Origin of the sequence: Stutzerimonas stutzeri, assembly GCF_019090095.1 — a bacterium.
In the GTDB taxonomy this organism is placed as follows: domain Bacteria; phylum Pseudomonadota; class Gammaproteobacteria; order Pseudomonadales; family Pseudomonadaceae; genus Stutzerimonas; species Stutzerimonas stutzeri_AN.
This window is the reverse complement of sequence record NZ_JAGQFP010000003.1, coordinates 147,721-173,355: the sequence shown is the minus strand read 5'-3', so window position 1 is coordinate 173,355 and position 25,635 is coordinate 147,721. Positions and strand designations below refer to the sequence as shown.

Annotated in this window: 21 protein-coding genes; 11 read left to right on the top strand and 10 right to left on the bottom strand. The window is 64.6% G+C overall.

Annotation, left to right across the window (positions count from 1 at the left end; all coding sequences use genetic code 11):
* Positions 1 to 5: 5 nt before the first annotated feature.
* The 4 genes from xpt to KVO92_RS20600 all read right to left on the bottom strand — a co-directional run bounded on the left by xpt (position 6) and on the right by KVO92_RS20600 (position 4,522).
* Positions 6 to 578: a xanthine phosphoribosyltransferase gene (xpt, locus tag KVO92_RS20615; RefSeq protein ID WP_217477458.1), complete on the bottom strand. Its 573-nt coding sequence runs from the start codon at positions 576 to 578 to the stop codon at positions 6 to 8.
* A gap of 192 nt (positions 579 to 770) precedes the next feature.
* Positions 771 to 1,361 carry a 3-keto-disaccharide hydrolase gene (locus KVO92_RS20610; RefSeq protein WP_254621598.1) on the bottom strand — a complete coding sequence of 197 codons (591 nt, stop codon included), beginning with the start codon at positions 1,359 to 1,361 and terminating at the stop codon, positions 771 to 773.
* A 3-nt stretch (positions 1,362 to 1,364) separates the two neighbouring features.
* The gene (locus KVO92_RS20605) at positions 1,365 to 2,984 is read right to left on the bottom strand and encodes an alpha-amylase family protein (RefSeq protein WP_217477457.1); all 1,620 of its coding nucleotides are present in this window, start codon (positions 2,982 to 2,984) and stop codon (positions 1,365 to 1,367) included.
* A gap of 2 nt (positions 2,985 to 2,986) precedes the next feature.
* The gene (locus KVO92_RS20600) at positions 2,987 to 4,522 is read right to left on the bottom strand and encodes an alpha-amylase family glycosyl hydrolase (protein WP_217477456.1); all 1,536 of its coding nucleotides are present in this window, start codon (positions 4,520 to 4,522) and stop codon (positions 2,987 to 2,989) included.
* Positions 4,523 to 4,699: 177 nt separating this feature from the next.
* Here KVO92_RS20600 and gap point away from each other — a divergent pair, with 177 nt between their 5' ends.
* The 5 genes from gap (at position 4,700) to KVO92_RS20575 (ending at position 10,401) form a co-directional block, all read left to right on the top strand.
* Positions 4,700 to 5,719, top strand: coding sequence for a type I glyceraldehyde-3-phosphate dehydrogenase (gene gap / locus KVO92_RS20595; protein WP_217477455.1), 1,020 nt, complete (start codon positions 4,700 to 4,702; stop codon positions 5,717 to 5,719).
* Entirely contained in the window at positions 5,716 to 6,306 is a 591-nt protein-coding gene (locus KVO92_RS20590; RefSeq protein ID WP_217477454.1) for a cyclodeaminase/cyclohydrolase family protein, read from the top strand. The genes gap and KVO92_RS20590 overlap by 4 nt, the downstream gene beginning before the upstream one ends.
* Before the next feature lie 398 nt (positions 6,307 to 6,704).
* Positions 6,705 to 7,871, top strand: a complete 1,167-nt coding sequence (locus tag KVO92_RS20585) for an iron-containing alcohol dehydrogenase (protein WP_217477453.1) — start codon at positions 6,705 to 6,707, stop codon at positions 7,869 to 7,871.
* A 5-nt stretch (positions 7,872 to 7,876) separates the two neighbouring features.
* Complete coding sequence (locus KVO92_RS20580) at positions 7,877 to 9,379, top strand: CoA-acylating methylmalonate-semialdehyde dehydrogenase (RefSeq protein ID WP_217477452.1); 1,503 nt, start codon at positions 7,877 to 7,879, stop codon at positions 9,377 to 9,379.
* A 257-nt stretch (positions 9,380 to 9,636) separates the two neighbouring features.
* Positions 9,637 to 10,401 (top strand): IclR family transcriptional regulator, encoded by a 765-nt coding sequence (locus KVO92_RS20575; RefSeq protein WP_217477451.1) that lies wholly within the window; start codon positions 9,637 to 9,639, stop codon positions 10,399 to 10,401.
* Positions 10,402 to 11,422: 1,021 nt separating this feature from the next.
* Here the strand turns inward: KVO92_RS20575 and rep are convergent.
* On the bottom strand, positions 11,423 to 13,432 hold the full coding sequence (rep, locus tag KVO92_RS20570) for a DNA helicase Rep (RefSeq protein WP_217477450.1): 2,010 nt from the start codon (positions 13,430 to 13,432) through the stop codon (positions 11,423 to 11,425).
* Positions 13,433 to 13,690: 258 nt separating this feature from the next.
* Here rep and KVO92_RS20565 point away from each other — a divergent pair, with 258 nt between their 5' ends.
* On the top strand, positions 13,691 to 15,328 hold the full coding sequence (locus tag KVO92_RS20565) for a putative bifunctional diguanylate cyclase/phosphodiesterase (RefSeq protein ID WP_217477617.1): 1,638 nt from the start codon (positions 13,691 to 13,693) through the stop codon (positions 15,326 to 15,328).
* A gap of 44 nt (positions 15,329 to 15,372) precedes the next feature.
* Here KVO92_RS20565 and KVO92_RS20560 read toward each other — a convergent pair whose 3' ends face one another.
* From KVO92_RS20560 to KVO92_RS20550, 3 genes are all read right to left on the bottom strand, one after another.
* Complete coding sequence (locus KVO92_RS20560; RefSeq protein WP_217477449.1) at positions 15,373 to 17,343, bottom strand: BCCT family transporter; 1,971 nt, start codon at positions 17,341 to 17,343, stop codon at positions 15,373 to 15,375.
* A gap of 193 nt (positions 17,344 to 17,536) precedes the next feature.
* Complete coding sequence (locus tag KVO92_RS20555; protein WP_217477448.1) at positions 17,537 to 19,036, bottom strand: YifB family Mg chelatase-like AAA ATPase; 1,500 nt, start codon at positions 19,034 to 19,036, stop codon at positions 17,537 to 17,539.
* A gap of 30 nt (positions 19,037 to 19,066) precedes the next feature.
* Positions 19,067 to 19,330, bottom strand: a complete 264-nt coding sequence (locus KVO92_RS20550; RefSeq protein WP_217477447.1) for an accessory factor UbiK family protein — start codon at positions 19,328 to 19,330, stop codon at positions 19,067 to 19,069.
* A gap of 397 nt (positions 19,331 to 19,727) precedes the next feature.
* On the opposite strand from KVO92_RS20550, the gene glnK reads away from it, so the two are divergent.
* From glnK to sutA, 5 genes are all read left to right on the top strand, one after another.
* On the top strand, positions 19,728 to 20,066 hold the full coding sequence (gene glnK / locus KVO92_RS20545) for a P-II family nitrogen regulator (RefSeq protein WP_003096476.1): 339 nt from the start codon (positions 19,728 to 19,730) through the stop codon (positions 20,064 to 20,066).
* A 121-nt stretch (positions 20,067 to 20,187) separates the two neighbouring features.
* A complete protein-coding gene (locus KVO92_RS20540) occupies positions 20,188 to 21,504 on the top strand; it encodes an ammonium transporter (protein WP_217477446.1) in 1,317 nt (438 codons plus the stop codon).
* A gap of 78 nt (positions 21,505 to 21,582) precedes the next feature.
* A complete protein-coding gene (locus tag KVO92_RS20535; RefSeq protein WP_217477445.1) occupies positions 21,583 to 22,836 on the top strand; it encodes an ammonium transporter in 1,254 nt (417 codons plus the stop codon).
* A 97-nt stretch (positions 22,837 to 22,933) separates the two neighbouring features.
* Positions 22,934 to 23,359, top strand: a complete 426-nt coding sequence (locus KVO92_RS20530) for a secondary thiamine-phosphate synthase enzyme YjbQ (RefSeq protein WP_217477444.1) — start codon at positions 22,934 to 22,936, stop codon at positions 23,357 to 23,359.
* 74 nt (positions 23,360 to 23,433) lie between these two features.
* Complete coding sequence (sutA, locus tag KVO92_RS20525; RefSeq protein ID WP_217477443.1) at positions 23,434 to 23,772, top strand: transcriptional regulator SutA; 339 nt, start codon at positions 23,434 to 23,436, stop codon at positions 23,770 to 23,772.
* Between the two features lie 123 nt (positions 23,773 to 23,895).
* On the opposite strand, the gene KVO92_RS20520 is transcribed toward sutA, so the two are convergent.
* On the bottom strand, positions 23,896 to 24,591 hold the full coding sequence (locus KVO92_RS20520; RefSeq protein ID WP_217477442.1) for an HAD family hydrolase: 696 nt from the start codon (positions 24,589 to 24,591) through the stop codon (positions 23,896 to 23,898).
* Positions 24,588 to 25,487, bottom strand: coding sequence for a tyrosine recombinase XerC (gene xerC / locus KVO92_RS20515; protein WP_217477441.1), 900 nt, complete (start codon positions 25,485 to 25,487; stop codon positions 24,588 to 24,590). The genes KVO92_RS20520 and xerC overlap by 4 nt, the downstream gene beginning before the upstream one ends.
* Positions 25,488 to 25,635 lie beyond the last annotated feature (148 nt).

The window sequence follows — 25,635 nt, the reverse complement described above, 5'->3', positions numbered from 1 at the left end:
CGCGCTTACTCGACGAAGACCACCTGGCCGTCGCTGAGCGCGGCGACGCGGGCCAGCGATTCGACGCGAAAGCCCGCTTCTTCCAGCTCTTGCCGGCCCGCCTGGAACGACTTCTCGATGACGATACCGATCCCGGCGATGCTGGCGCCTGCCTGCTGGATGATCGAGATCAGCCCTTTGGCTGCTTTGCCGTTGGCGAGGAAATCGTCGATGACCAGCACACGGTCGCTCGGCGACAGGTGATTGGTGGAAATCGCGATGGTGCTCTCGACCTGCTTGGTGAAGGAGTACACCGAGGCGGTCAGCAGGTGGTCGGTCAAGGTCAGCGATTGGTGTTTGCGGGCGAAGATCACCGGTACGCCCAGTTCCAGGCCGGCCATGATCGCAGGCGCAATGCCCGAGGCTTCGATGGTGACGATCTTGGTGATGCCGTCATCGCGGAACCGGCACGCGAATTCGTGACCGATCTGTTGCATCAGCACCGGGTCGATCTGGTGATTCAGGAAAGCATCGACCTTGAGTACGCGGTCGGAGAGTACGATGCCTTCATTGCGGATCTTCTGTTTCAGCTGTTCCACGAACGCGCTACCTCAAGCGTGAGCGGCCGGGCTCGCTTGACGAATCGGGGCGCCGAAAACCAGTTGGGCGCTGCGCCATCAACCGGCGAGCGCCCAGCTCGTTTCGCTCCAGCCTCCGTTCGTCACGGCTTACCGCAGCCTGGAAAGCCGCGCATTCTCGCTCAAATCCGCGTCGCGGTCCAAGGGGACCGTTCAGTCCGGTGTTTCGATCGACAGGCGGCGAAAGCAGGCTGCTTCGCCGTGGTGCTGGATCACCACGTGGCCTTCAGCGGCCTGGGCGAAGCGCGGGTAGCCGCTGAATTTGCTGTTGGCGATGCGCTCACGCAACGCGGGATCGTCCAGCCGATAGCGCAACACGCGGCGCCCGCCGAGCCAGTGTTCGACTTCGCCGCCACGCACGCTCAATGCGGCTTCGATGAACTGCCCTGGTGCGATCGGCGTTTCCTGCTCAGGCCGCAGCAGCCCATACAGCGCACCGTTGCGCGTCGTTGGCTCGCTGCCGTCGGGATGGCCCTGATCGTCGAGCAGTTGCATTTCAGGCCCGCTGTGCCAGCTCAGCGCGGCCTCTTCTTCGACGCGACAGAACAGCCCGGAATTGCCCGCGACCGGCAACGCGAATTCCAGGCGCAGCACGAAGTCGCGGTAACGCTCCCGGGATATCAGATCGATCCGCCGCGTGCCGGCGACGGCATGGAGTTCATCGCCCGAGACGTGCCAGCAATCATGGGGGAAATCGTCGCCGTGCCAGCCGCGCCACCGGGACGCATCGAGTTGGATGATCATCGTTTATCCAAACAGTTGTTGTTTACGCCGCAGCCAGCGGTAGCCATAGGGCCCTAGCCGGATCTTCAGCGGCGCGCCTTCAGGTTGGTCGTAATCGCAATCGGCGAGCACGTCGACCATGTCTTGCAAGTCATCAGCCTCAATGCTGACAGTTGTCTCCTGATCCGCCAGGTTGACCAGCATAAGTACCGTCGAACTGTTGTCGTGGCGAATGGCGAATACGGCCGGGTCGTCGACCTCGACGGTAGAACGCTTGCCGATGCCGATCTCGCGCAGCCCGATGCGGGTGCGAATCATGTTCCCGGTGCGCGCCATCAGCGAGTCGCTGCGCAGGGTCTGGGCGAACACATTGATCTTGTCGAAGGCGAAGGGGCCTTCATCGATCAAGGGGGCGGCCAGCTCGCCGGTGGTGCAGGAGAACCCGGCGTTGGGTTCGTTGGACCACTGCATGGGTGTCCGTACGGCCTGCCGCTCGGGGCGTTCCATGTCGTCGCCCATGCCGATCTCTTCGCCGTAACGGATGATCGGCGTTCCCGGTAACGAGAAGAGCAGGGCGTGGGTGGCGGCGATCCGGCGCTCATCACCGTCGAGCATGGGCGCGAGCCTTCGACGGATGCCGCGGTTGTAAGCGCGCATCTTCGGGTCGGGTGCGAAGGTGTCCATCACTTCATTGCGTTCGCTCTCGTCCAGCCGGTCGAGGCTCAGCTCGTCATGGTTGCGAATCCATAACGCATATTGCGAATGGCTGGGCGGCAGCGGCTGAGCGTTGAGCGCGCGCGTCAGGGGTTCGGCCTGTTGCCGTGCCAGCGCCAGGAACAGGTGGTTGTTGGTCCAGAAGTCCAGCAGCAGGGTGACGCGGTCGGCCTCGTCGCCGAAGTATTCGACGTACTTCTCCGGATCGGTGTCGATCTCGCCAAGCAGGACCGTTTCCGGCCGGCGCATGGTAACGAAATCACGCATGTGCTCGAGCAGCCAGTAGCCTTTTTTCAGGTCGCCGCCCCCGGCCTGGCGAACCATGTGCACGGCCGCGTCGATGCGGAATCCCGAGACGCCCAGGCGCAGCCAGAACGACATGATCCGTTCGATCTCGTGAATCACGCGTGGGTTGGTCAGGTTCAGGTCGGGCTCGTGCTTGTAGAACAGGTGGCGGTAGTACTGCCCGGCTTCTTCGTCCCAAGTCCAGACGCTGTCTTCGACCGTCGGGAAGATCGGCTTCATGGCGTCATCTGGCTCGTCGGCCCAGATGTAATAGTCGCGGTAGGGCGAGTTGCGGTCGCGGCGCGCTTCCTGAAACCACTTGTGTTCATTGGATGTGTGCTGCACCAAAAGCTCGACGATGACGTGAAGACCCAGCTCCTCGGCCTTCTCCAGAAGCGCGACCATGTCGGCGAGATCGCCGAAGCGCGGCGCGATCTGAAGATGATCAGTGACGTCGTAGCCCGCATCGAGAAAGGGCGAGTCGTAGCAGGGCATGATCCACACCGCCGTCGCGCCCAGGCCGCGGATGTAGTCCAGGCGCTCGGCAATGCCGCGCAAATCGCCGCAGCCGTCGCCATTGCTGTCGCGGAACAGGGCGGGATCGACCTGATAGATCACCGCGTTGCGGTACCAGAGTGGGCGCATGCTCAGTTCTCCGTTGGACGCAGGACGACGGCTTGCCCTGGGTTCAGGGTTCCGCCATAGGGCTCGCCTTCGCCGACCCCGTTGCTGGCGACTTCCACGCGCCAGTTGCCGGTGTGTGGGTAGGCGTGGGGTTGTTCGGCGAAGTTGATGCAGACCAGGCGGCAGTCGTCGCCAAGCCGTCGGCGATAAACCAGCACTTCGGGATGTGACGGCAGCTCTTCGAAGTCACCGTGATGAAGTGCCGGGCTGGCTTTACGTGCCGCCAGCAGCCGTTGGTAAAGCGCAAACATGGAGTTCGCTGCACCGGTCTGTCGCTCCGCCGCCAGTTCGTCGGCTTCGGGTGGGAAAGGTAGCCAGGGCTCCGCGCCGCTCCAGCCGTGAGGGGGCTCGGCTTGCCAGGGGATGGGCGCACGGCAGCCGTCCCGGCCACCCGGATCGACACGGGTTTCGGCCGTGATCAGCGCATCCTCCAGACCCAACTCTTCACCCTGATAGATGAACGGCGTGCCGCGCAGCGTCAGCAAGAGTACTGCCGCGGCGCGGGCGGCCTGCTCGGAGCCCTGATAGCGGCTGCGCTGGCGCACGTTGTCGTGATTGGACAGCACCCAGGTCGGCCAGGCCCCGGCCGGCTGCAACCAGTGCTCGACCTCGCGGATGCAGGTGCGGAACAGCACCGGGTCCCAGGGGGCATCGAGCGGGTTGAAGTTGAAGGCCAGATGCAGCTCGTCGCCCGCGCCGTAGTACTGCAGCACGCGTTCGGTGGAGCGGATGTTCACCTCCCCGACCAGCATGCGGTCGCCTGGATAGCTGTCTGCCAGGCGGCGCAGCCCGCGGAGCACTTCATGACTGTAGGGCTGATCGTTGAAATCCGAGAGCGGTTGACCGGCCTGGCAGCGCGGGTCGTCGGCGAAGCTTTCGTCCTTGCCGGTGCAGTGGATGACGTCGATACGGAAGCCGTCGACGCCGCGGTCGAGCCAGAAGCGCAGCACGTTATGCATCGCCTCGACCACTTCGGGGTTGCGCCAGTTGAGGTCCGGCTGTTTGGCGAGGAACAGGTGCAGGTAGTACTGCTGGGTGTGCTCGTCCCAGGTCCAGGCGCTGCCGGCACCCAGCGCGGCACGCCAGTTGTTCGGCTGATCGCGCCAGATGTACCAGTCGCGCTTGGGGTTGTCTCGCGAACTGCGCGACTCGACGAACCAGGGGTGCTCGTCGGAGGTGTGATTGGGCACGAAGTCCAGCAGCACGCGAATGTTGCGGGCATGGGCTTCGGCGATCAGCTGATCGATGTCGGCCAGCGAGCCGAACAACGGGTCGATGTCGCAGTAATCACTGATGTCATAGCCCGCATCGGCCATGGGCGAGCGGAAGATCGGTGACAGCCACAGAGCGTCGACGCCCAGCTGTTGCAGGTGATCGAGATGGCGCAGCACGCCGTTGAGGTCGCCGATGCCGTCGCCATTGCTGTCGGCGAAGGAACGCGGGTAGATCTGATAGATGGTGGCGCCTTTCCACCAGGGTGCCTTGGGTGACTCGCTCATTGCTCGTAGCCCTTTTCCGGTGTGAGGCAGGGCCGGCGCAACGGCCCTGTGAAGGTTACGACTGACGAGCGGTGCTCCGGTTTCCCCGATTCGTTGATCTCCGTCGGACGGTACTGAACGCGACCCGGGGATACTCCGACTAACCTTTACCAGCCTCAACGACACCGGGAGATCGCCATGTTGCGTATTGCTATCAACGGTTATGGCCGCATCGGTCGAGCTGTATTGCGAGCCTTGTTCGAGCGGAACCTGGAAAACCAGATCCACATCGAGGCGATCAATGACCTCAGCGAGCGTGCCGCGATGGCTCACCTGACGCGCTTCGATACCACCTTCGGGCGCTTTCATGGCCAGGTCGACCTGCACGACGACGTCATGCAGATCCGCGGCCAGTCGATCCGCCTGTTACAGGAGCGCGACCCTACCCAGCTACCCTGGAAGCAGCTCGGGGCCGACGTGGTGCTCGAGTGCACCGGCAAATTCAAGAAGCGCGACATGATCGAGCAACACCTGCAGGCCGGAGCCGGTCGGGTGTTCGCCTCGCATCCGCTCGATGGCGCGGACCTGACGGTGGTCTATGGCGTCAACCATGAGCTGCTCGGCAGCCAGCGGGTGATCTCCAACGCGTCCTGCACCACCAACTGCCTGGCGCCCCTGGCCAAGGTGTTGCACGAGGCGGTAGGGATTCGTCAGGGCCTGCTCAACACGGTGCATTCCTACACCAATGACCAGAGCTTGCTGGACAAGGCGCACAAGGATCTCTACCGTGCCCGCGCCGCCGCGGAATCGATGATTCCCTCGACCACTGGCGCGGCGAAGGCCATCGGTCTGGTGCTGCCGGAGCTCGCCGGCCGCCTGGACGGTTTGGCGGTGCGGGTGCCGACGCCCAACGTGTCGCTGGTGGACCTGACCTTCACTGCCGAGCGGGCACCCGGCAGCGTCGAAGCAATCAACCAGATCCTGCGTGACGGCGCGCAGAAGATGCCGCTCGGGGTGTTGGAGTGCAACGACCTGCCACTGGTGTCCCGCGACTTCTTCGGCCATTCAACCTCGTGCGTGGCGGACCTCAGCCATACCCGCGTCCAGGGTGATCTGGTCAAGGTGCTGGCCTGGTATGACAACGAATGGGCCTTTTCCAACCGCATGCTCGATGTCTTGCTGGCCTGGGGCAACCGCGCGGCACGCGACGGCCAATGAGCGAAGGCCACAGCGTCTGGGCCCAACCGCTGGCCGATTTCCGTACAGCGGCGGCGGCCGACAACCCGACGCCCGGTTGCGGTGCGGCGGCTGCGGTCACCGCCGACATCGGCCTGGCGCTAGTGGTGAAGGGGCTGCGCATCAGCGAGGCGCATGGCTCCGATGCGGCGCGCCGACAGCTTATGCAACAAGCCGAAGCGCTGCTGGGCCGGCCGGGGACCTTCGCCGATGACGATATGCAGGCGTTCAGCGATTACCTGAGCGCGGCGCGCGATGGCGAGACTGCAGATAAGCGGGCGGCGGCGCGACAGGCCTGTGCCGTCCCGTTGGCGTTGGCGCATTGCTGTCTGGAGGCGCTCGACATCGCCGTCGACGCCTGGCCACGTACTGCCGCGACCGTACAGAGCGACGTCCAGGCCGGTGCCATCCTCATCCATGCAGGGCTCAGCGCGGCGCTGATCAACGTCGACGCCGATATGCCGAGCCTCGACAGCGCAGCGGCCCGCGAACAGGCCGGGCAGACTCGCCAACGCCTGCAAAGCGACGGCGACGCGTTGCTGCGGCGCCTGGTCGATCCCGGCCGATAGCGGTTCGGCGGGCGCTCACGCTCGGCTGGTTGTATCCATTCTTCACGCCACTATCTGGCGTCCGTGCTGCTATTCACGAGCAAGCTCGCTCCCGCGAAACCGTTGGGCGACTTGGCTATCGAGCGACTATGCGGGTGACTATGGCCGGATCGATTCGCGAGGGGCCGCTTGCTAGCGAAGCGCTCACGGTCCCAACCATGTCCGCCGCCGGATTAATGAATAAACCAATAACGAGAAAAAACGTCTCGTTATTGGTTGACGGCTGCGCGGATTGTTTTCTAGTCTCAGGCCAAGTGAGACACGCTGTCTCAACATGACCATCGAGACCTGAGGTTTTCTCGTGCTTCGTCCGGCAGTCGCCGGCGTTGTACGCGCGCCATTGCCCACCGGAGAACACCATGAGCCATCGCATCGTCCTGCCGCGTCTGATGGAAGTCGGCGCCGGCGCCAGCCAGCAGATCGTCTCCGTCCTTCAGAATCTCGGCTGCAAACGGCCGCTGATCGTCACCGACCGGATGATGGTCGAGCTGGGCTATGTCGCGCGGATCAGCGAGACGCTGCGTAAGGCCGATATCTCCAGCGACTGCTTCGCTGACACGCTGCCGGAGCCGACCGCCGCCTCGATCCGGGCAGGCGTCGAGATGGTGCGCGCGGGCAGCTACGACTCGATCATCGCCCTCGGCGGCGGCAGCCCAATCGACTCGGCCAAGGCCATCGGCATTCTCGGCAAGTTTGGCGGCGAGATGCGCGACTACCGCTTCCCGCGCGACGTCAGCGAAGCCGGCCTGCCGCTGATCGCCATCCCGACCACGGCCGGGACCGGCTCGGAAGCCACGCGTTTCACCATCATCACTGACGAAACCAGCGACGAGAAAATGCTCTGCGCCGGGCTTGGCTTCATGCCGGTGGCCGCGCTGATCGACTATGAGCTGACCCTGTCACTGCCGCCGCGTGTGACCGCCGACACCGGCATCGATGCGCTGACCCACGCCATCGAGGCCTATGTCAGCCGCAAGGCCAGTCTCTACAGCGATGCGCAGGCGCTGCAGGCCATGCGTTTGCTGGCGCCGAACTTGCGCGCGGCCTACCACGAGCCGGCTAATCGTCAGGCCCGCGAGGCGATGATGCTCGGCGCGACCCTGGCCGGCATTGCCTTCTCCAACGCTTCGGTGGCGCTGGTGCATGGCATGAGCCGGCCTATCGGGGCGTTCTTCCATGTGCCGCACGGGCTGTCCAACGCCATGCTGCTGCCGGCGATCACCGCGTTCTCGATTCCCGCTGCGCCGGAGCGTTATGCCGACTGCGCGCGGGCCATGGGCGTCGCGGCGCAGACCGACAGCGTCGAAGCGGCCAACGAAAAACTGCTGACCGAGCTGCGCGCGATCAACCAGGAATTGCAGGTGCCCAGCCCAGAGCAGTTCGGCATCGCGCGCGAGCGCTTCTTCGAACTGCGCGAAACCATGGCCAAGCAGGCGCTGGCTTCGGGCTCGCCCGGCAACAACCCGCGCGTACCCAGCGAAGCGGAAATCATCGACCTTTACGAAACCGTCTGGAACCAGGAGTGAGTCCCATGCAGACCCTCGGCAACCTGATCAACAACGAGGCCGTCGCCGGCCGCTCCGAACGTCACGCCACCGTCTACAACCCGGCCACCGGCGAGCCTCGCCTGTACGTTTCGCTGTCCTCGGCGGATGAAACCCGCGAGGCCATCGCCGCCGCCCAGGCCGCGTTCGACGGCTGGTCGAAGACGCCGCCGCTGGTGCGTGCCCGCGTCATGTTCCGCTTCAAGGCGCTGCTGGAAGCCCGTCGTGACGATGTCGCGCGGCTGATCTCGCTGGAGCACGGCAAGGTGTTCTCCGACGCCCAGGGCGAGGTCACCCGCGGCCTTGAAGTGGTGGAGTTCGCCTGCGGCATTCCGCACCTGATCAAGGGCGAGTTCTCGCCCAACGTCGGACGCGACATCGATTCCAACTCGCTGATGCAGCCACTGGGAGTCTGCGTCGGCATCACGCCGTTCAACTTCCCGGCCATGGTGCCGCTGTGGATGCTGCCGGTGGCCATCGCCTGCGGTAATACCTTCGTCCTCAAACCCTCGGAAAAGGACCCGAGCGCGACCATGCTGCTTGGCGAACTGCTGGCCGAAGCCGGGCTGCCAGCGGGCGTGCTGAATATCGTCAACGGCGACAAGGAAGCGGTAGACGTGCTGCTGACTGACGAGCGTGTGCAGTCGGTGAGTTTCGTCGGCTCGACACCGATTGCCGAGTACATCTACAGCACCGCATCGGCGCACGGTAAGCGCTGCCAGGCCTTGGGCGGCGCGAAGAACCATATGGTGATCATGCCCGACGCTGATCCGCAGCAGGTGGTCAGCTCGCTGATGGGCGCCGCCTACGGTTCGGCCGGGGAGCGCTGCATGGCGATCTCGGTGGCGGTCTGTGTCGGTGATGAGGTGGCGGACAATCTGATCGAGATGCTCAAGGGCGAGATCAGCCAGATGCGTACCGGGCCGGGCACCGGTGTCGAGCCTGAGCCGCACATGGGGCCGCTGGTCACCCGCGAGCATCAGCAGAAGGTGCTCGGCTATATCGATCTGGGCGAGAAAGAAGGCGCCACCCTGGTGTGCGACGGCCGTGGTTATAGCGTTCAGGGCTACGAGAACGGCTTCTATGTGGGCCCGACGCTGTTCGACCGGGTCACCCCGAACATGCGCATCTACCGGGAAGAAATCTTCGGTCCGGTGCTTGCTGTGGTGCGGGTCAAGAGCTTCGATGAGGCGCTCAAGCTGATCAACGACCACGAGTACGGTAACGGCACTTCGATCTTCACCCGCGACGGCGACACCGCGCGCCAGTTCGAGGAGAACGTCAAGGTCGGCATGGTCGGCGTCAACGTGCCGATCCCGGTGCCCATGGCCTTCCACTGCTTCGGCGGTTGGAAACGCTCGGTATTCGGCCCGCTGAACATGCACGGCCCGGATGGCGTGCGTTTCTTCACCCGCATGAAGACCGTGACCCGCCGCTGGCCGACCGGCATCCGCGCGGGGGCGGACTTCTCCATGCCGACCATGAAGTAGGCATGTGCAGGGGGCGTCTTGGTGGGCTGAAGCCCACCCTACCGAACCGGGCATGCACGGGCGGCGGGCGTTCGCCTCTCTTCTTCGATGAAGATGGTATGGGCAGAGGTAATCCGCCCTGGGCGCGAATTTCTCGATGCGGATCATGATTAGACGCGCGTAGGGTGGGCTTCAGCCCACCAGCGTGTTCAACCTACATGCGTCGATACACCCATTCCGCGCTATGGCGGTCCACTCTTTGAACAACAAGGCAGACGATGCGCAGTACCCCTCGTGAAAAAGGCTCCTCCATCACCCGCGTGCTGGAAATCATCGAAGCCGTGGCCGGCGCCGCGGAGCCGCTGACGCCCAGCGCGTTGGCCGAAAAACTGGATATTCCGAAGGCCAGCGCCCACCGCCTGGTGCAGACGCTGGAAAAGGAAGGCTTCCTGCAGTTCGGCTTGCGCGGCGGTCTGCTGCCGGGCGATCGGCTGCATGCCACGGCGGTGAACATCCTCGGCAGCGGTCGGCACAAGGCGTTGCGTCAGGCGATCCTGCGTCAGCTGTCCGACGAGATTGGCGAAACCTGTGGCCTGTCCGTGCCCGATGGCCTGGACATGCTGTATTTCGACCGGGTGCAGACCAACTGGCCGCTGCAGATCAATCTGCCCATCGGCAGCCATACGCCGCTCTGGTGCACTGCCAGCGGCAAGCTCTACCTCGCGTCGCTGCCGGACGACCAGCTCGAACGCATCCTGCCGCGCCTGCCGATCCGCCAGCTGGCGCGCAACACCCTTACTGACCTCAGCGCCTTGCGCGACGACCTGGTGCGGATTCGTGAGGAGGATCTGGCGACCGATTCGGAGGAATTCATCGACGGCATGGTCGCCTGCGCCGTGCCGGTGCGCGATGGCCGCGGCGAGCTGAGCGCCTGCCTGTTCACCCACGCGCCGGTGATTCGTTGCTCAATGGAGTCGCTGTTGGCGTTCGTGCCGCGCCTGCGCACGGCAGCCGGCGAGCTGGAGGCGATCGTCAGCGGTTAAGGTGGCGTAGGGTGGATGTCGCTTCGTGCATCCACCGTGACATAGCGGTGGTGTACCACCCGCCAGCGGCTACTCGGTCGGCAATGGGTAGGGTGGATGACGCTCTTTTCATCCACCGTGGTCCCGCTCGGTGGAGCGACACGTGGTGGACCGCCACCCGGTGGATCGATGCAGCGTGATCCACCCTCGCCTGCATTCGCCGCGGGGTCGCGGCTCCCACGAAAAAGCGTCGCGGACAGGTGGGAGCGTCGCCCTCGGCGCGAAGCTTGTAGGGTGGATGACGCTCTTTTCATCCACCGTGGTCCCGCTCGGTGGAGCGACACGTGGTGGACCGCCACCCGGTGGATCGATGCAGCGTGATCCACCCTCGCCTGCATTCGCCGCGGGGTCGCGGCTCCCACGAAAAAGCGTCGCGGACAGGTGGGAGCGTCGCCCTCGGCGCGAAGCTTGTAGGGTGGATGACGCTCTTTTCATCCACCGTGGTCCCGCTCGGTGCCGCGCCATCTGGTGAATTGCCCGCCGGTCAATCGCCACCCGGTGGGCCGCCACCCGGTGGATCGGTGCAGCGTGATCCACCCTCAGCCTGCATTCGCCGCGGGGTCGCGGCTCCCACGAAAAAGCGTCGCGGACAGGTGGGAGCGTCGCCCTCGGCGCGAAGCTTGTAGGGTGGATGACGCTCTTTTCATCCACCGTGGTCCCGCTCGGTGCCGCGCCATCTGGTGAATTGCCCGCCGGTCAATCGCCACCCAGTGGGCCGCCACCCGGTGGATCGGTGCAGCGTGATCCACCCTCAGCCTGCATTCGCCGCGGGGTCGCGGCTCCCACGAAAAAGCGTCGCGGACAGGTGGGAGCGTCGCCCTCGGCGCGAAGCTTGTAGGGTGGATGACGCTCTTTTCATCCACCGTGGTCCCGCTCGGTGCCGCGCCATCTGGTGAATTGCCCGCCGGTCAATCGCCACCCAGTGGGCCGCCACCCGGTGGATCGATGCAGCGTGATCCACCCTACAGCCGCGTGGGCGGCGCTACTTCTTCAACATCGCCCGCATCGCCGCCAATGCATCGTTGCCGCGCGCTGCTTTTACTTCCACCGGTGCATCTTCCTGGCCTTCCCAGACCAGGTCCTCCGGCGGCAGCTCGTCGAGGAAGCGGCTCGGCGTGCAGTCGATCACCTCGCCGTACTGCTTGCGCTTGGCGGCGAATGTCAGCGCCAGGTTGCGTTTGGCGCGGGTGATGCCGACGTAGGCCAGGCGCCGTTCTTCCTCGATGGTGTCGGCCTCGATGCTGGAACGGTGCGGCAGGATCTCTTCCTCGAAGCCAATGATGTACACCGAGGGAAATTCCAGGCCCTTGGAGGCGTGCATGGTCATCATCTGCACACCCTCGGCGCCTTCTTCCTCTTCCTGCTGGCGCTCGAGCATGTCGCGCAGCACCAGCTTGCCGATGGCGTCCTCGATGGTCATTTCGCCGTCTTCGTCCTTCTCCAGCGTGCTCTTCAGCGCGTCGACGAGGAACCAGACGTTGCCCATGCGCGCATCGGCCACCTTGTCGCTGGAGGCGTTCTGCCTGAGCCAGTTCTCGTAGTCGATGTCCATCACCATGCTGCGGATGGCGGCAATCGGCTCGTTGACCACGCATTGCTGGCGCACGTTGTCCATCCAGTGCTTGAAGCGCGACAGGCGCTCGGCGTAGCGGGCATCGAGATGCGCGCCGAGGCCGATCTCGTCGGACGCGGCGTACATCGAGATGCCGCGCTCGCTGGCGTAGTTGCCGAGTTTTTCCAGGGTGGTGGAGCCGATCTCGCGGCGCGGCACGTTGATCACCCGCAGAAAGGCGTTGTCGTCGTCCGGGTTGACCAGCAGGCGGAAGTAGCTCATCAGGTCTTTCACCTCCTGGCGGGCGAAGAAGCTGGTGCCGCCCGACAGGCGATAGGGAATCTGGTGGTGCTGCAGCTTCAGCTCCATCAGCTTGGCCTGGTAGTTGCCGCGGTAGAGGATGGCGAAATCGCTATAGGGGCGCTGGGTACGCAGGTGCTCGGTGAGGATCTCAAGCGCCACCCGCTCACACTCGGCGTCCTCGTTGCGTGTGCGGATCACGCGGATCTCGTCGCCATGGCCCATCTCCGACCACAGCTGCTTCTCGAACACGTGCGGGTTGTTGGCGATGAGGATGTTGGCGCATTTCAGGATGCGGCTGGTGGAGCGGTAGTTCTGCTCCAGCATCACCACTTTCAGGGACGGGTAGTCCTCTTTGAGCAGCATCAGGTTTTCCGGGCGCGCGCCACGCCAGGCGTAGATCGACTGGTCGTCATCGCCAACCACGGTGAACTGGTTGCGCATGCCCACCAGCAGTTTGACCAGCAGGTACTGGCTGGCGTTGGTGTCCTGATATTCGTCGACCAGCAGGTAACGAATGCGGTTCTGCCACTTCTCCAAGATGTCGGCATGCTCCTGGAAGAGTTTGACCGGCAGCAGGATCAGGTCGTTGAAGTCCACCGCGTTGTACGCCTTGAGCGTGCGCTGGTAGTGCAGGTAGACGATGGCAGCGGTCTGCTCCTTGGGGTTGCGCGCGTTGGCCAACGCCTCGTCGGGCAGGATCAGGTCGTTCTTCCAGCTGTCGATGGTGTTCTTGATCTCATCGGCGCCGTCGTCACCGGAATATTCCTTCTGCATGATGTCGGTGAGCAGCGCCTTGATGTCGCCGTCATCGAAGATCGAGAAGCCGGGCTTGTAGCCCAGACGCGCATATTCCTTGCGGATGATGTTCATGCCCAGGTTATGGAAGGTGGACACGGTCAGACCGCGCGCCTCGGCGCCCTTGAGCAGGGTGCCGACGCGCTCCTTCATCTCGCGCGCGGCCTTGTTGGTGAAGGTCATGGCGACGATGTGGCGGGCCTGGATGCCGCACTGTTGCACCAGGTAGGCGATCTTGCGGGTGATCACGCTGGTCTTGCCGGAGCCGGCGCCGGCGAGCACCAGCAGTGGGCCGCCGACGTAGTTCACGGCTTCCTGCTGCCGAGGGTTGAGTCGGGACATTCTCGTTTGGTCTGTTGAAGCGGGGGCGAGAGTTTAGCAGGGCGCGCCCGGTCAGATGAGGTTGGCCGACCCCTATCGCTACCAGTCGTCGCCCGCCGTACCCAGGGACGGGCCCGAATGCTCTAGTCTATGCACGCCGTGACCGCCTCAGGCTGTTCAGTCACCGTTGCGCTTCGTACAGGGAGTGCGCCGACGGTGGCCAAGCTCCTCATGCTCCGCACGAATCGGGAATACACCGTGACAGCGCCCATCCAACCCATGCGTCTGGTTCTGCTGGCCGACGAGCCCGAGTGGGGCGAACGTCTGCATGCGGCGCTGCGCGCGTTGCGTAGCCAGCACCTGTTGCTGATTACCGATGACTGGCCTGCCGCCACCGCGCATCTGGCCGACGCGGGCCACGTCTTGCTGTTCACCACGCCGCGCCACCGCCCGGCTTCGGGGCGTTTCCCCGGTCCTACCGTTCTGTTGCTCGATGAAGAGCCGGATGAGCCGCCCGAAGGCGTCGCCGATTGGCTGGTCAGCTCGCAGTTCAGCGCCGATGTGTTACGCCGCAGCCTGCGCTATGCACGGGAACGGTGCGCCCTGAATGCCGCCTTGCGGCGTCTGGCCGAGCAGGATCCGTTGACCGGGATCGTCAACCGGCAGGGCTTCCAGCTGCTGCTGACAGGAGAACTGGCCGAGCACGACGGCGCGGGCCTGGCCCTGGGGCTGCTCGATCTGGACAACTTCCGCCGGGTCAACGAGACGCTCGGACACCAGGCTGGAGACGGCTTGATCCTGCAAGTGGTGGCACGTCTGAAGGCGCAACTGGAAGTCGGGGACCGCATCGCGCGGCTGGGTGGCGACGAGTTCGGCCTGCTGCTCGACACCGGGCGCCATCCTGGGCGCGCCGAGCAGGTCGCCGATCGGGTGGTGGAGGCATTGGCCGAGCCTTACTGGCTCAACGGTGAAAGCCTGATGCTCGGCTGCAGCCTCGGGCTGGCCCACGCCAAGGCCGATACCGATGCCGATCAGCTGTTATGGCTGGCGCAGGTCGCCATGCGGCAGGCCAAGGCCAAGCAAGGCTGCACCTGGTATCTCCACAACGAACGGGTCAACCGCAGCGCCAGCAGCCTGGTGGATCTGGAGGGCGAACTGCGCCGGGCGCTGCGTCGCGATGATCTGGAACTGCACTATCAGCCGCGTTTGTGTATGGAGACCGGTCGCATCGTCGGGTTGGAGGCGCTGGTACGCTGGCCGCATGCCTCGCGCGGCCTGCTGCCGCCGGACGAGTTCATCCCCATGGCCGAGGAGAGCGGGCTCATCGTACCGCTGGGCTACTGGGTGATTTCGCGGGCGTTGCGCGATATGCAGAGCTTGCGCGAGAAGGGTTCCGGCGAACTGCACATGGCGGTCAACCTGTCGTTTCGGCAGTTCCAGGACAGCCAATTGCTGATCACCCTGCAACGGCTGATCGAGGAGCGCGGCGTCGACCCCCGTTGGCTCGAATTCGAGCTCACCGAGACCGCGGTGATGCGCCGCAGCGAACAGGTCAGCGGCACCATGAGCGCGCTGGCGGAGCTGGGTGTGCGCTTTTCGCTGGACGATTTCGGCACCGGTTTCTCGTCCTTCGTGCACCTGAGTCGGCTGCCCATCAGCTTGCTGAAGATCGACAAGAGCTTCGTCGATGGCGTCAGCGCCAAAGCGGACAACAGTCTGGTGCAGGCGATGATCAGCCTGGCCCATGACCTGGGCCTGGAAGTGGTCGCCGAAGGGGTGGAGCGAGCGGGGCAGTTGAAGCTGCTGGAGCGCTATGGCGCCAACCAGGTGCAGGGCTATCTGATCAGCAAGCCGCTGCCGCTCGCGGAGCTGGAGCTGTTCCTGGCTCAGGGGCACGAGGCCCAGATGAGCATGTGAGGCAGGCGCCGGGCGTAGTGCCCGGCGACCGGCGCCTGCTGCCGCTAGCGGACCATGTGCAGGAAGTGCATGTGCTTCTCGTACTGGTCGAGGATGTCGCCGATGACGCCCTCCTGGCTCCAGCCCATCACATCGTAGTTCTGGCCGCCTTCCTTGAGATGCACCTCGGCGCGGTAGTAGTTGCGTTCGTCATCGTCGCCTTCTTCGGTGACGACGAAGCTTGGCATCGGATAGCCGCGTGGGCGGATCTGATAGATGAAGTCGGGCGCGCCCTCGTGGGTGATCTGCAGCCCGGTCCGCTGGTCTTCACCGCTGGTCAGCTCGACGCCGTAGCCCTGCTGGCGCAGCTCGTCGGCCACGGCGGCACAGGCCGGCGCGGCGACGTTCCGGATGAACCGCTCCACGTCGCGCCGGCGAGGGTACTTGGTGAGGTTCTGCACCCGGCGCCGCCAGCCGCCTTCGGATTGTGGGGCGGTGGGGGTGGTGTTCAGTGCTTGATAACGCAGCCCCTGCTTGGTGGCGTCGACACGCAAGGCCTTGAGCAGGCCCCACATGGCGCAAAGCAGCACCAGGGTGAAGGGCAGGGCACTGGCGATCGTTGCCGTCTGCAAGGCGGTCAGGCCGTCGGCCAGCAGCAGCGCAATGGCCACCGCGCCCATGGATCCGGCCCAGAACACGCGTTGCCAGACGGGCGTCTGGCCCTCGCCGCCAGAGGCGAGCATGTCCACCACCAGCGCGCCAGAGTCGGCCGAGGTGACGAAGAACACCACCACCATGATGATGGCGATCAGCGACAGCAGCGCGGCGAACGGGAAGTGCTCGAGGAAAGCGAACAGCGCCAGTGAGCTGTCCCGCTCGATGGCTTCGCCGAGACTGGTGACGTGATCCCAGAGAATCATGTGGATCGCGGTGTCGCCGAACACGGTCATCCACAGCAGGGTGAAGGCGGTCGGTACCAGCAGCACGCCGGTGACGAACTCGCGAATCGTGCGGCCGCGCGAGATGCGCGCGATGAACAGGCCGACAAAGGGCGACCAGGCCAGCCACCAGCCCCAGTAGAACAAGGTCCAGCCGCCGATCCAGTCGTTCGGTTCGTAGGCGTACAGATTGAACGTCGCGGTGACGATCTGCGAAAAGTAGTTGCCGGTGTTCTGCACGAACGTCTGCAGGATGAACACCGTCGGGCCGGCGATCAGCACCAGCAGCAACAACAGCACGGCCAGCGACAGGTTCAGCTCCGACAGCCGCCGCACGCCCTTGTCCAGCCCGGTGACCACGGAAATGGTCGCCAGCAAGGTGGTGCCGGCAATCAGCGCGATCTGCACCGGTATGGACACCGGCAGCCCATAGAGATGGTTCAGTCCGGTGTTGATCTGGGTGACGCCCAGGCCCAGGGATGTCGCGACGCCGAGTACCGTGCCGATGATGGCGAAAATATCCACGGCGTGCCCCATCGGCCCGTGAATGCGCTCGCCGATCAGGGGATACAGGGCCGAGCGCAGGGTCAGCGGCAATCCCTGGCGGAAGCTGAAATAGGCCAGAATCATCGCCACGATGGCGTAGATGGCCCAGGCGTGCAGGCCCCAGTGGAAGAAGGTGATTTTCATCGCGTCGCGTGCGGCCACCGCCGTGCCGCCCTCGCCAACCGGGGGCGAGAGGAAGTGCATCACCGGCTCGGCGACACCGAAGAACATCAGGCCGATGCCCATGCCCGCCGAGAACAGCATGGAGAACCAGGTCAGGTGGCTGTAGTCGGGCTCACTGTGATCGGGGCCGAGCTTGATGTCTCCGTACCGGCTGAGCGCCAGCAACACGACCATCAACAGAATGACTGCTACGGCCAGGATGTACAGCCAGCTGACGTTGGCGATGATCCAGGCCTGGACATCGCTGAAGATGCGTTGAGCCTGTTCGGGGACGGCGACGCTGTAGATCACCAGCATCAGAATCAGAACGGCAGAGCCGTAGAAAACGGGGGGGTTGAGGGTAGGGGGTGAAGACGTGTTTGCCTCCATGCTGCGCTCCTTGGATTACCGATTGGGGAGTGGCCGCCTGTGGCGAAGAGGGCGCAATCTAACATATCGGTCCGCGTCCGACCGGCCAGGCAGGGCGGCCACCGGGCTGGCTTGCCCAGGTTGTGACCGCGCGAATGCTTGATTTGCAGCCGGTTTGTTGCGTTTCGGACGAGGCCCGGGAGGGGCGTGCGGCTCAGCCTGCCTGGCTTCCGGGGCGATATTGCAGGGCTTCGGCCAGGTGCGCACGACCGATCGAAGTCGCTTGCTGCAGATCGGCCAGGGTGCGCGCGACTTTCAGGATCCGGTGCGCCGCGCGCAATGACAGGCCGAGACGCTCGCAGGCGCGCTCCAACCACTGCTGATCCTGCGGTTGCAGCTGGCAATGGCTGCGCAGCCCGGTGAGGTCGAGGAAGGCATTGGCGCAGCCTTGGCGCTGCAACTGGATGCGCCGTGCCTCGGCGACCTTGGCGGCGACTTCGACGGTGGTTTCGCCGCCGGTGGGCGGTGCATTCAGTGCGGTGGCCTCGCGAGCGACCGTCAGGTGCAAGTCGATACGATCGAGCAGCGGACCGGACAGCTTGCCGCGGTAGCGTTGGATCTGATCGGGCGAGCAGCGACAGCGGCCACTGGGATCGCCCAGGTAGCCGCAAGGGCAGGGATTCATCGCGGCCACCAGCTGGAATCGCGCCGGAAAACGCACCTTGTCCCGCGCGCGGGCGATGACGATACACCCCGACTCCAGCGGCTCGCGGAGCACCTCGAGCACCTTGCGATCGAATTCGGGCAGCTCGTCCAGGAAAAGCACGCCCTGGTGCGCCAGGGTGATCTCACCGGGGCGCGGCCGGCTGCCGCCGCCGACCAGTGCCGGCCCGGATGCACTGTGATGGGGCTGGCGAAAAGGGCGTTGCGGCCAATGCTCCAGGGGCGATTGGCTGGCCACCGAATGGATCGCCGCGACCTCCAGCGCTTCCTGCTCCTGCAAAGGCGGCAACAGCCCGGGCAAGCGGCTGGCCAGCAGCGTCTTTCCGGTACCTGGCGGGCCGGAAAACAGCAGGTTATGGGCGCCGGCCGCGGCGACCAGCAGGCCGCGCTTGGCGGCTTGCTGGCCCTGCACGTCGGCGAGGTCGGGGTAGGGCAGCACCTGGCGCAGCAGCCCCTGCGCCTGGAAGGGCTCGATCGGCGTCGCGCCGTTGAAATGGGCGGCGACCTCGAGCAGGTGATCGGCGGCGTAGACCACCAGGCCCGACGCCAGGCTGGCTTCTTCGGCATTGGCCCTGGGCACCAGCAGTGCGCGTCCGGCCTTGCGCGCCGCCAAGGCGGCGGGCAACACCCCTTGCACCGGTCGCAACGCCCCGGAGAGCGCCAGTTCGCCGAGGCATTCGAGGCTGTCCAGGCGCTCACCGGGAATCTGCGCGCTGGCGGCGAGAATACCCAGCGCTATGGCGAGGTCGAAGCGGCCGCCGTCCTTGGGCAGGTCGGCGGGGGCGAGGTTGAGCGTGATGCGACGGGCGGGAAAATCGAAGCCGGCGGTCAGGATCGCGCTGCGCACGCGATCCTTGCTTTCCTTGACGGCGGTTTCCGGCAGGCCGACCAGGGCCAGCGAGGGCAGGCCGTTGGCCAGATGCGCCTCGACCGTGACGGCAGGCGCCTCCACGCCGACCTGTGCGCGGCTGTGGACGATTGCAAGGGACATTCGATCACTCCTTTGATCGTTGCCACCGGATTACTCCGTGGTGGGTGGCGTTAGCTTGTCTTCCAGTTCGGCAACCTTGGCTTCCAGTGCCTCGAGACGCGCGCGGGTGCGGGCCAGCACGACCATCTGGCCGTCGAATTCCTCTCGGCTGACCACGTCGAGCTTGCTCAACGCGCTCTGCACGATGCCCTTGAGCTGGGCTTCGATTTCAGCACGGGGCAAGGGGTTTTCTCCATTGAACAGGCGCGAGGCCTGGGCGCCGACGGCATCGAGGAAAGCTTTGGGCGGGAACATGCGAATCACCTGTGTTCTGAGCGGCTGGCAGTGTAGCACGGCCTCATGCGGGGCCTTTTCCGCGCGTCGTCCCCGTTTGGGTGCACGAGGACATCCCGCCAGGCACCAAGCTGGTGCATGACGAAGCCGCTGCGGCTCGCGTTGCAGCCGCGACAGGCGTGCGCGCCGCGCAAACTCGGCGGCTTTTGAGAATTGGCACCGATTCTGCTTGGCTCGTCATGACGCATGCATCGACAGGTTGCGGTGCATGGGCGATTCGGGACGTTTCGTCGGATTGGTTGATGGTGTCGGAAGGTCGCTCCGCTACGTCGGCGCGTTACAAGAGCCAGACACTGCGCTTAGACTTGAGCCGGGTTCGTACTTCTGGGGCAAGTCCACCTAAACGGGAGAAGTTTTCATGAAACTAGTCACTGCCATCATCAAGCCGTTCAAGCTGGACGACGTGCGCGAGTCGCTGTCCGAGATTGGCGTTCAGGGCATCACGGTCACCGAGGTCAAGGGCTTCGGTCGCCAGAAGGGCCATACCGAGCTCTACCGCGGAGCCGAATACGTGGTCGACTTCCTGCCGAAAGTGAAGATCGACGTGGCCATCGCCGATGATCAGCTCGATCGGGTGATCGAGGCCATCACCAAGGCGGCCAACACCGGCAAGATCGGCGACGGCAAGATCTTCGTCGTGAATCTGGAACAGGCCATTCGCATCCGCACAGGCGAAACCGATACCGACGCAATCTGACGGCCCGGCGCGTCGCAAGCCGAGGACTCGGCGGTAACGCCAATCCAACGCCACGCGCCACCGAGCATTTGCGATTGCCTGCTAGGCAGGCCTACGAACCCCACGCCCCAGGAGTAAAACCATGACTCTGCGAAAATTCGCAGGGCTAGGAGCCCTTTTGTCTCTGATAAGCCCCGGCATCGCCATGGCACAGGAGGCAACGCTTGATTCCGGCGATACCGCATGGATGCTCACAGCCACCGCGCTGGTGCTGTTCATGACGATTCCAGGCCTGGCGCTGTTCTACGGCGGCATGGTCCGATCCAAGAACATTCTCTCGGTGATGATGCAGTGCTTCGCCATCACCGGCCTGATGAGCATCCTCTGGATGGTCTACGGTTACAGCCTGGCATTCGACACGGCTGGCATGGAAGCAGGCGTCACCAACCTCAATTCCTTCGTCGGCGGTCTCGGGCGTGCCTTTCTCAGCGGCCTGACGCCCGACAGCCTCACCGGCAGCGTGCCGGAAAGTGTGTTCATCACCTTCCAAATGACCTTCGCCATCATCACCCCGGCGCTGATCGTCGGTGCCTTCGCCGAGCGCATGAAATTCTCCGCGATGCTGGTGTTCATGGGCGTCTGGTTCACTCTGGTCTATGCGCCGATTGCCCACATGGTCTGGGGCGGCGACGGCGGCCTGCTGTGGGACTGGGGCGTGCTCGATTTCGCCGGTGGCACCGTGGTGCATATCAATGCCGGTATCGCTGGTCTGGTGGCGTGCATCGTGCTCGGCAAGCGCAAGGGCTTCCCGACCACGCCGATGGCGCCGCATAACCTCGGCCTGACCCTGATCGGCGCGGCGATGCTGTGGATCGGCTGGTTCGGCTTCAACGCCGGTTCCTCGCTAGCGGCCAACGGCACTGCCGGCATGGCCATGCTGGTGACCCAGATCGCGACGGCTGCAGCGGCACTGGCCTGGATGTTCGCCGAGTGGGTGACCCACGGCAAACCCAGTGCGTTGGGCATCGCCTCGGGCGTGGTCGCCGGCCTGGTGGCCATCACCCCGGCGGCCGGTACGGTGGGCCCGATGGGCGCGCTGATCATCGGTCTGGCGTCGGGCGTCATCTGTTTCTTCTGCGCCACCAGCCTGAAACGCAAGCTTGGCTACGACGACTCGCTGGATGCCTTCGGCGTGCACGGGGTGGGTGGGATCGTCGGTGCGCTGCTCACGGGGGTGTTCGCCGCCCCTGCCCTGGGCGGCTTCGGCGAGGTCGACAACATCGCGCTGCAGCTGTGGATCCAGTTCAAGGGCGTGCTGTTCACCGTCGTCTACACCGCCATCGTCACCTTCGTGATTCTCAAGGCGATCGATGTAGTGATGGGACTGCGGGTCAGCGAAGAAGAAGAAACCATCGGCCTCGACCTCAGCCTGCACAACGAGCGCGGTTACAACCTGTAAGCACACGGAGTGCGCCCGGAGCCAACCCGGGCGCCTTTACCCGACTAGCGCCCTGGCGCTCGGCAAAAGGTGAACAAAATGGATAGCACAGCACTGATACCCGTCCAGTACGGACTCGATACCTTCTACTTCCTCATCTGCGGTGCGCTGGTGATGTGGATGGCGGCCGGTTTCTCGATGCTCGAGGCCGGCCTGGTCCGCGCCAAGAACACGGCCGAGATCCTGACCAAGAACATCGTGCTCTACGCACTGGCCTCGATCATGTACCTGCTGATCGGCTACTACATCATGTACTCGAGCCCGGAAGGGGGCATCTTGCCGAGCCTGGGCTTCCTGATCGGCGACGAGCATGCCGTGGACCTGGTCGCCGCTGGGGGCGAAGACGCCCCCTACTACTCGACCCGCGCCGACTTCTTCTTCCAGGTGGTGTTCGCCGCGACCTGCATGTCGGTGGTCTCGGGTGCGGTGGCCGAGCGGATGAAGCTGTGGGCCTTCATCGCCTTCGCGGTGGTGATGACCGGCGTCATCTATCCGGTACAGGGCTTCTGGAAATGGGGCGGCGGTTTCCTCGATGCGGCCGGCTTCCTTGATTTCGCCGGCTCCGGTCTGGTGCACATGGCCGGCGCTTCGGCTGCACTGGCCGGGGTCCTGCTGCTGGGACCGCGCAAGGGTAAATACGGCCCGAACGGCCAGATCAACGCCATCCCCGGCGCCAACCTGCCGTTGGCGACCCTTGGCGCGTTCATCCTGTGGATGGGCTGGTTCGGTTTCAATGGCGGCTCGCAGCTGAAGATGAGCACCATCGAGGACGCCAACGCCGTCGCGCAGGTGTTCACCAATACCAACATGGCGGCTGCCGGCGGCCTGGTCGCGGCATTGATCACCGCCCGCCTGCTGTTCGGCAAGTCCGATCTGACCATGGTCCTCAACGGCGCACTGGCCGGCCTGGTGGCGATTACCGCCGAGCCGCTGACCCCGAGTGCCCTGCAGTCCGTGTTGATTGGCGGCGTCGGTGGCGTGCTGGTGGTGTTCAGCATCCTCGGGCTGGACAAGCTCAAGCTCGATGACCCGGTCGGCGCCATTTCGGTGCACGGTGTGGTTGGCATGTGGGGGTTGCTGGCGGTACCGCTGACCAATGCCGAGGCGAGCTTCGGCGCGCAGCTGCTGGGGCTGGTGTCGATTTTCGCCTGGGTGTTCATCGCCAGTCTGATCGTCTGGGGTGTCATCAAGGCGGTAATGGGCCTGCGTGTCAGCGAAGAAGAAGAGTACGAGGGCGTCGACGTCGTGGAATGCGGCTTGGAAGCCTACCCGGAATTCACCAGCAAACGCTGAGCGTCCCGGGCTATGACAAGGGCGCCTTCGGGCGCCCTTTGTTTTTTCTGCCGCCGCGCTAGAATGCGCCCGTTCAGGCGATCGCGGGAGGACCGGCATGTGGCAACAGACTTTGATCACGCTGCGCCCGAAGCCGCGAGGGTTTCACTTGATTACCGACGAGCTGCTTGCCAAATTGCCGGAACTGCATGAATGCCGGGTCGGTCTGTTACACCTGTGGCTGCGTCATACCTCGGCCTCGTTGACCATCAACGAAAATGCCGACGGCGCGGTGCGACGTGATTTCGAACGTTTCTTCAATCGCCTGGTGCCGCAAGGCCAGGCGGGTTACGAGCACGACTACGAAGGGCCGGACGATCTGCCGGCGCATTTCAAGGCGAGTCTGCTCGGCTGCCAGCTGAGTGTGCCAGTCAGCGAGGGGCGGCTGGCGCTGGGGACCTGGCAGGGCATCTACCTGGGTGAGCATCGTGACCAGGGGAGTGCCAGGCTGGTGCTTGTGACGTTGCATGGGATGGCGAGTTGAATTTCTTTTGGCGATAGGCGAACAGGCACATCGCTGGGCTATAACTTCCGCTTTGGCAAGGTACGAGGTTGAACATGAGTGACGAAGAACTAGAACAAGACGATCTGGACGTTAACGACGAGGAGGACGACGAGGAGCTGGGGGCGGCTGACGAGGGTGATGCCGACAACAGCGCCGACGACGAAAGCACGGACAGCGACCGGGCGACTCCGACCAGCAAGAAGGCCAAGGCCAAGTCTGCCGTCGTCGATGAGCTGCCGAGCCTGGAAGCCAAACAGAAGGAGCGCGAGGAGCTGGCGCGTGCGATGGAGGAGTTTCTTGCGCGCGGTGGTCGGGTGCAGGAGGTCGAGCCCAACGTCGTGGCCGACCCGCCGAAGAAGCCGGACAGCAAGTACGGCAGCCGGCCTATCTGATTCGGTCCGGTGCCGGAGGTGCCATGCCGTCGCATGGCGCGTTCCATTGCCGGCGCGGCTCGTCAGCGGATAAGAAAAGCCCAGCACCGGTGTGCTGGGCTTTTTCATTTCCGGGGCAAGCGATTACTGCCAGCGTCTCAACAGCGCTGGAAGCTCCGCCAGGCTGCGTACTTCGGCGTCGGGTTGGCCTTCGTGCTGCCAGGCGGCGCCGGCCGGGTTGAACCAGATCGCTCTGACCCCGGCGCGCCGCGCGCCGCCAATATCGTCCACCGGGTGATCGCCGATGTGCACGGCGTGTTCGGCGGCGACCTGGGCACGCGCGAGCGCTTCTTCGAAAGGTCGTGGGTCGGGTTTGCCGACGCCCAGTTCTTCGGCGCAGAGCGTGAACTGAAAGTAGTCGGCCAGGCCAAGGCGGCGGACGTCGGCATTGCCGTTGGTCAGGACCCCGAGCGTGTAGTGGTTGGCCAGGTGCTCCAACGTTGGATGCACGTCGGGGAACAGGTCGATGGCGTGCCGCGCTTCGAGAAACACCTCGAAAGCCTGATCGGCGATCGCCTGCGCCTCGTTTGGCGAATAGCCGGCGTCGTGCAGGGCATGAAACAGGATGCGCCGGCGCAGCTCGCTGATACGGTGCTGGAGACCGGGTTCGGACTCGATCAGCAGGCGGCGGATCGCTGCCAGTGATTCGATCGGAAAGCCGCCCAGGCGCGGCGCGTGCTGGCCGAGCCAATCGCGCAGGCGGGTCTCCGCGCTCTGGATGACCGGGCCGACATCCCACAGGGTGTCGTCAAGGTCGAAGGTGATCAGCTGGATACTCATGGCTCGCCTTCCTGTTTGCGCTTGGCGCGCGGGTGCGCCTGGTCGTAGATCTTCGCCAGGTGCTGAAAGTCCAGATGGGTGTAGATCTGTGTGGTGCCGATGTCGGCATGGCCAAGCAGCTCCTGCACCGAGCGCAGGTCCTGCGAGGACTCGAGGATATGACTGGCAAAGCTGTGCCGGAGCATGTGCGGATGCAGATGCTGGCCAAGCTCGCGGACCCCGGCCTGGCGAACCCGCAGCTGAACCGCACGAGGGCTCAGGCGGCGTCCCTGTTGGCTAACGAACAAGGCCTCATCGGCCGGGCGGCTCAGCGCGCGCAGTGGCAGCCAGGCCTGCAACGCATCCCGCGCCTTGCGGCCGACGGGCAGCACGCGCTCCTTGTTGCCCTTGCCCAACACCCGAACCAGGCCGGCGGGCAGGTCGAGTTCAGGCAGGTTCAGCCCGACCAGTTCGGCCAGACGCAGCCCGGACGAGTAGAACAGTTCGAGCATGGCCTGGTCCCGATGGCCGATGAAATCGTCCTCGACGCCGCCGTCCAGCAATTGCATCGCGCGGTCGGTATCGAGCAGGCGAGGCAGGCGCTTCTCGCCCTTGGGTGCCGATATGCCGGCGGCCGGGTCGTGGGCACAGCGCCCGGTCTGATTGAGGTAACGATACAGGCCGCGCAGCGAGGAGAGCAGGCGCGCCAGGCTGCGGCCGGACTGGCCTTGACGATGGCCTTCGGCGACCAGTTGGCGCACCTGCGCCGGCTTTAGCGACGCCCAGGCGCCGACCCCTTGCCGCTCGCAAAAGGCCACTGCCTTGACGAGATCCCGGCGGTAGCCGTCGAGGGTGTGCGGCGACACCTGGCGCTCGTTGCGCAGGTGCAGGAGATAGGCGTCGAGGTCGGTTTGCATCGATATAAACCTCAGGGGCCGATAAAAGCGCTGGCGGCAGAAAGGCTGACGAGAAGGCAGCGCGAAACTAATGAAGCGTCGTCGCAGAGCTGTCGCGGCCAGTGCGTAGGATGGAATCGCCGGAGGCGCTTCCGTCGGTTACCTCGCC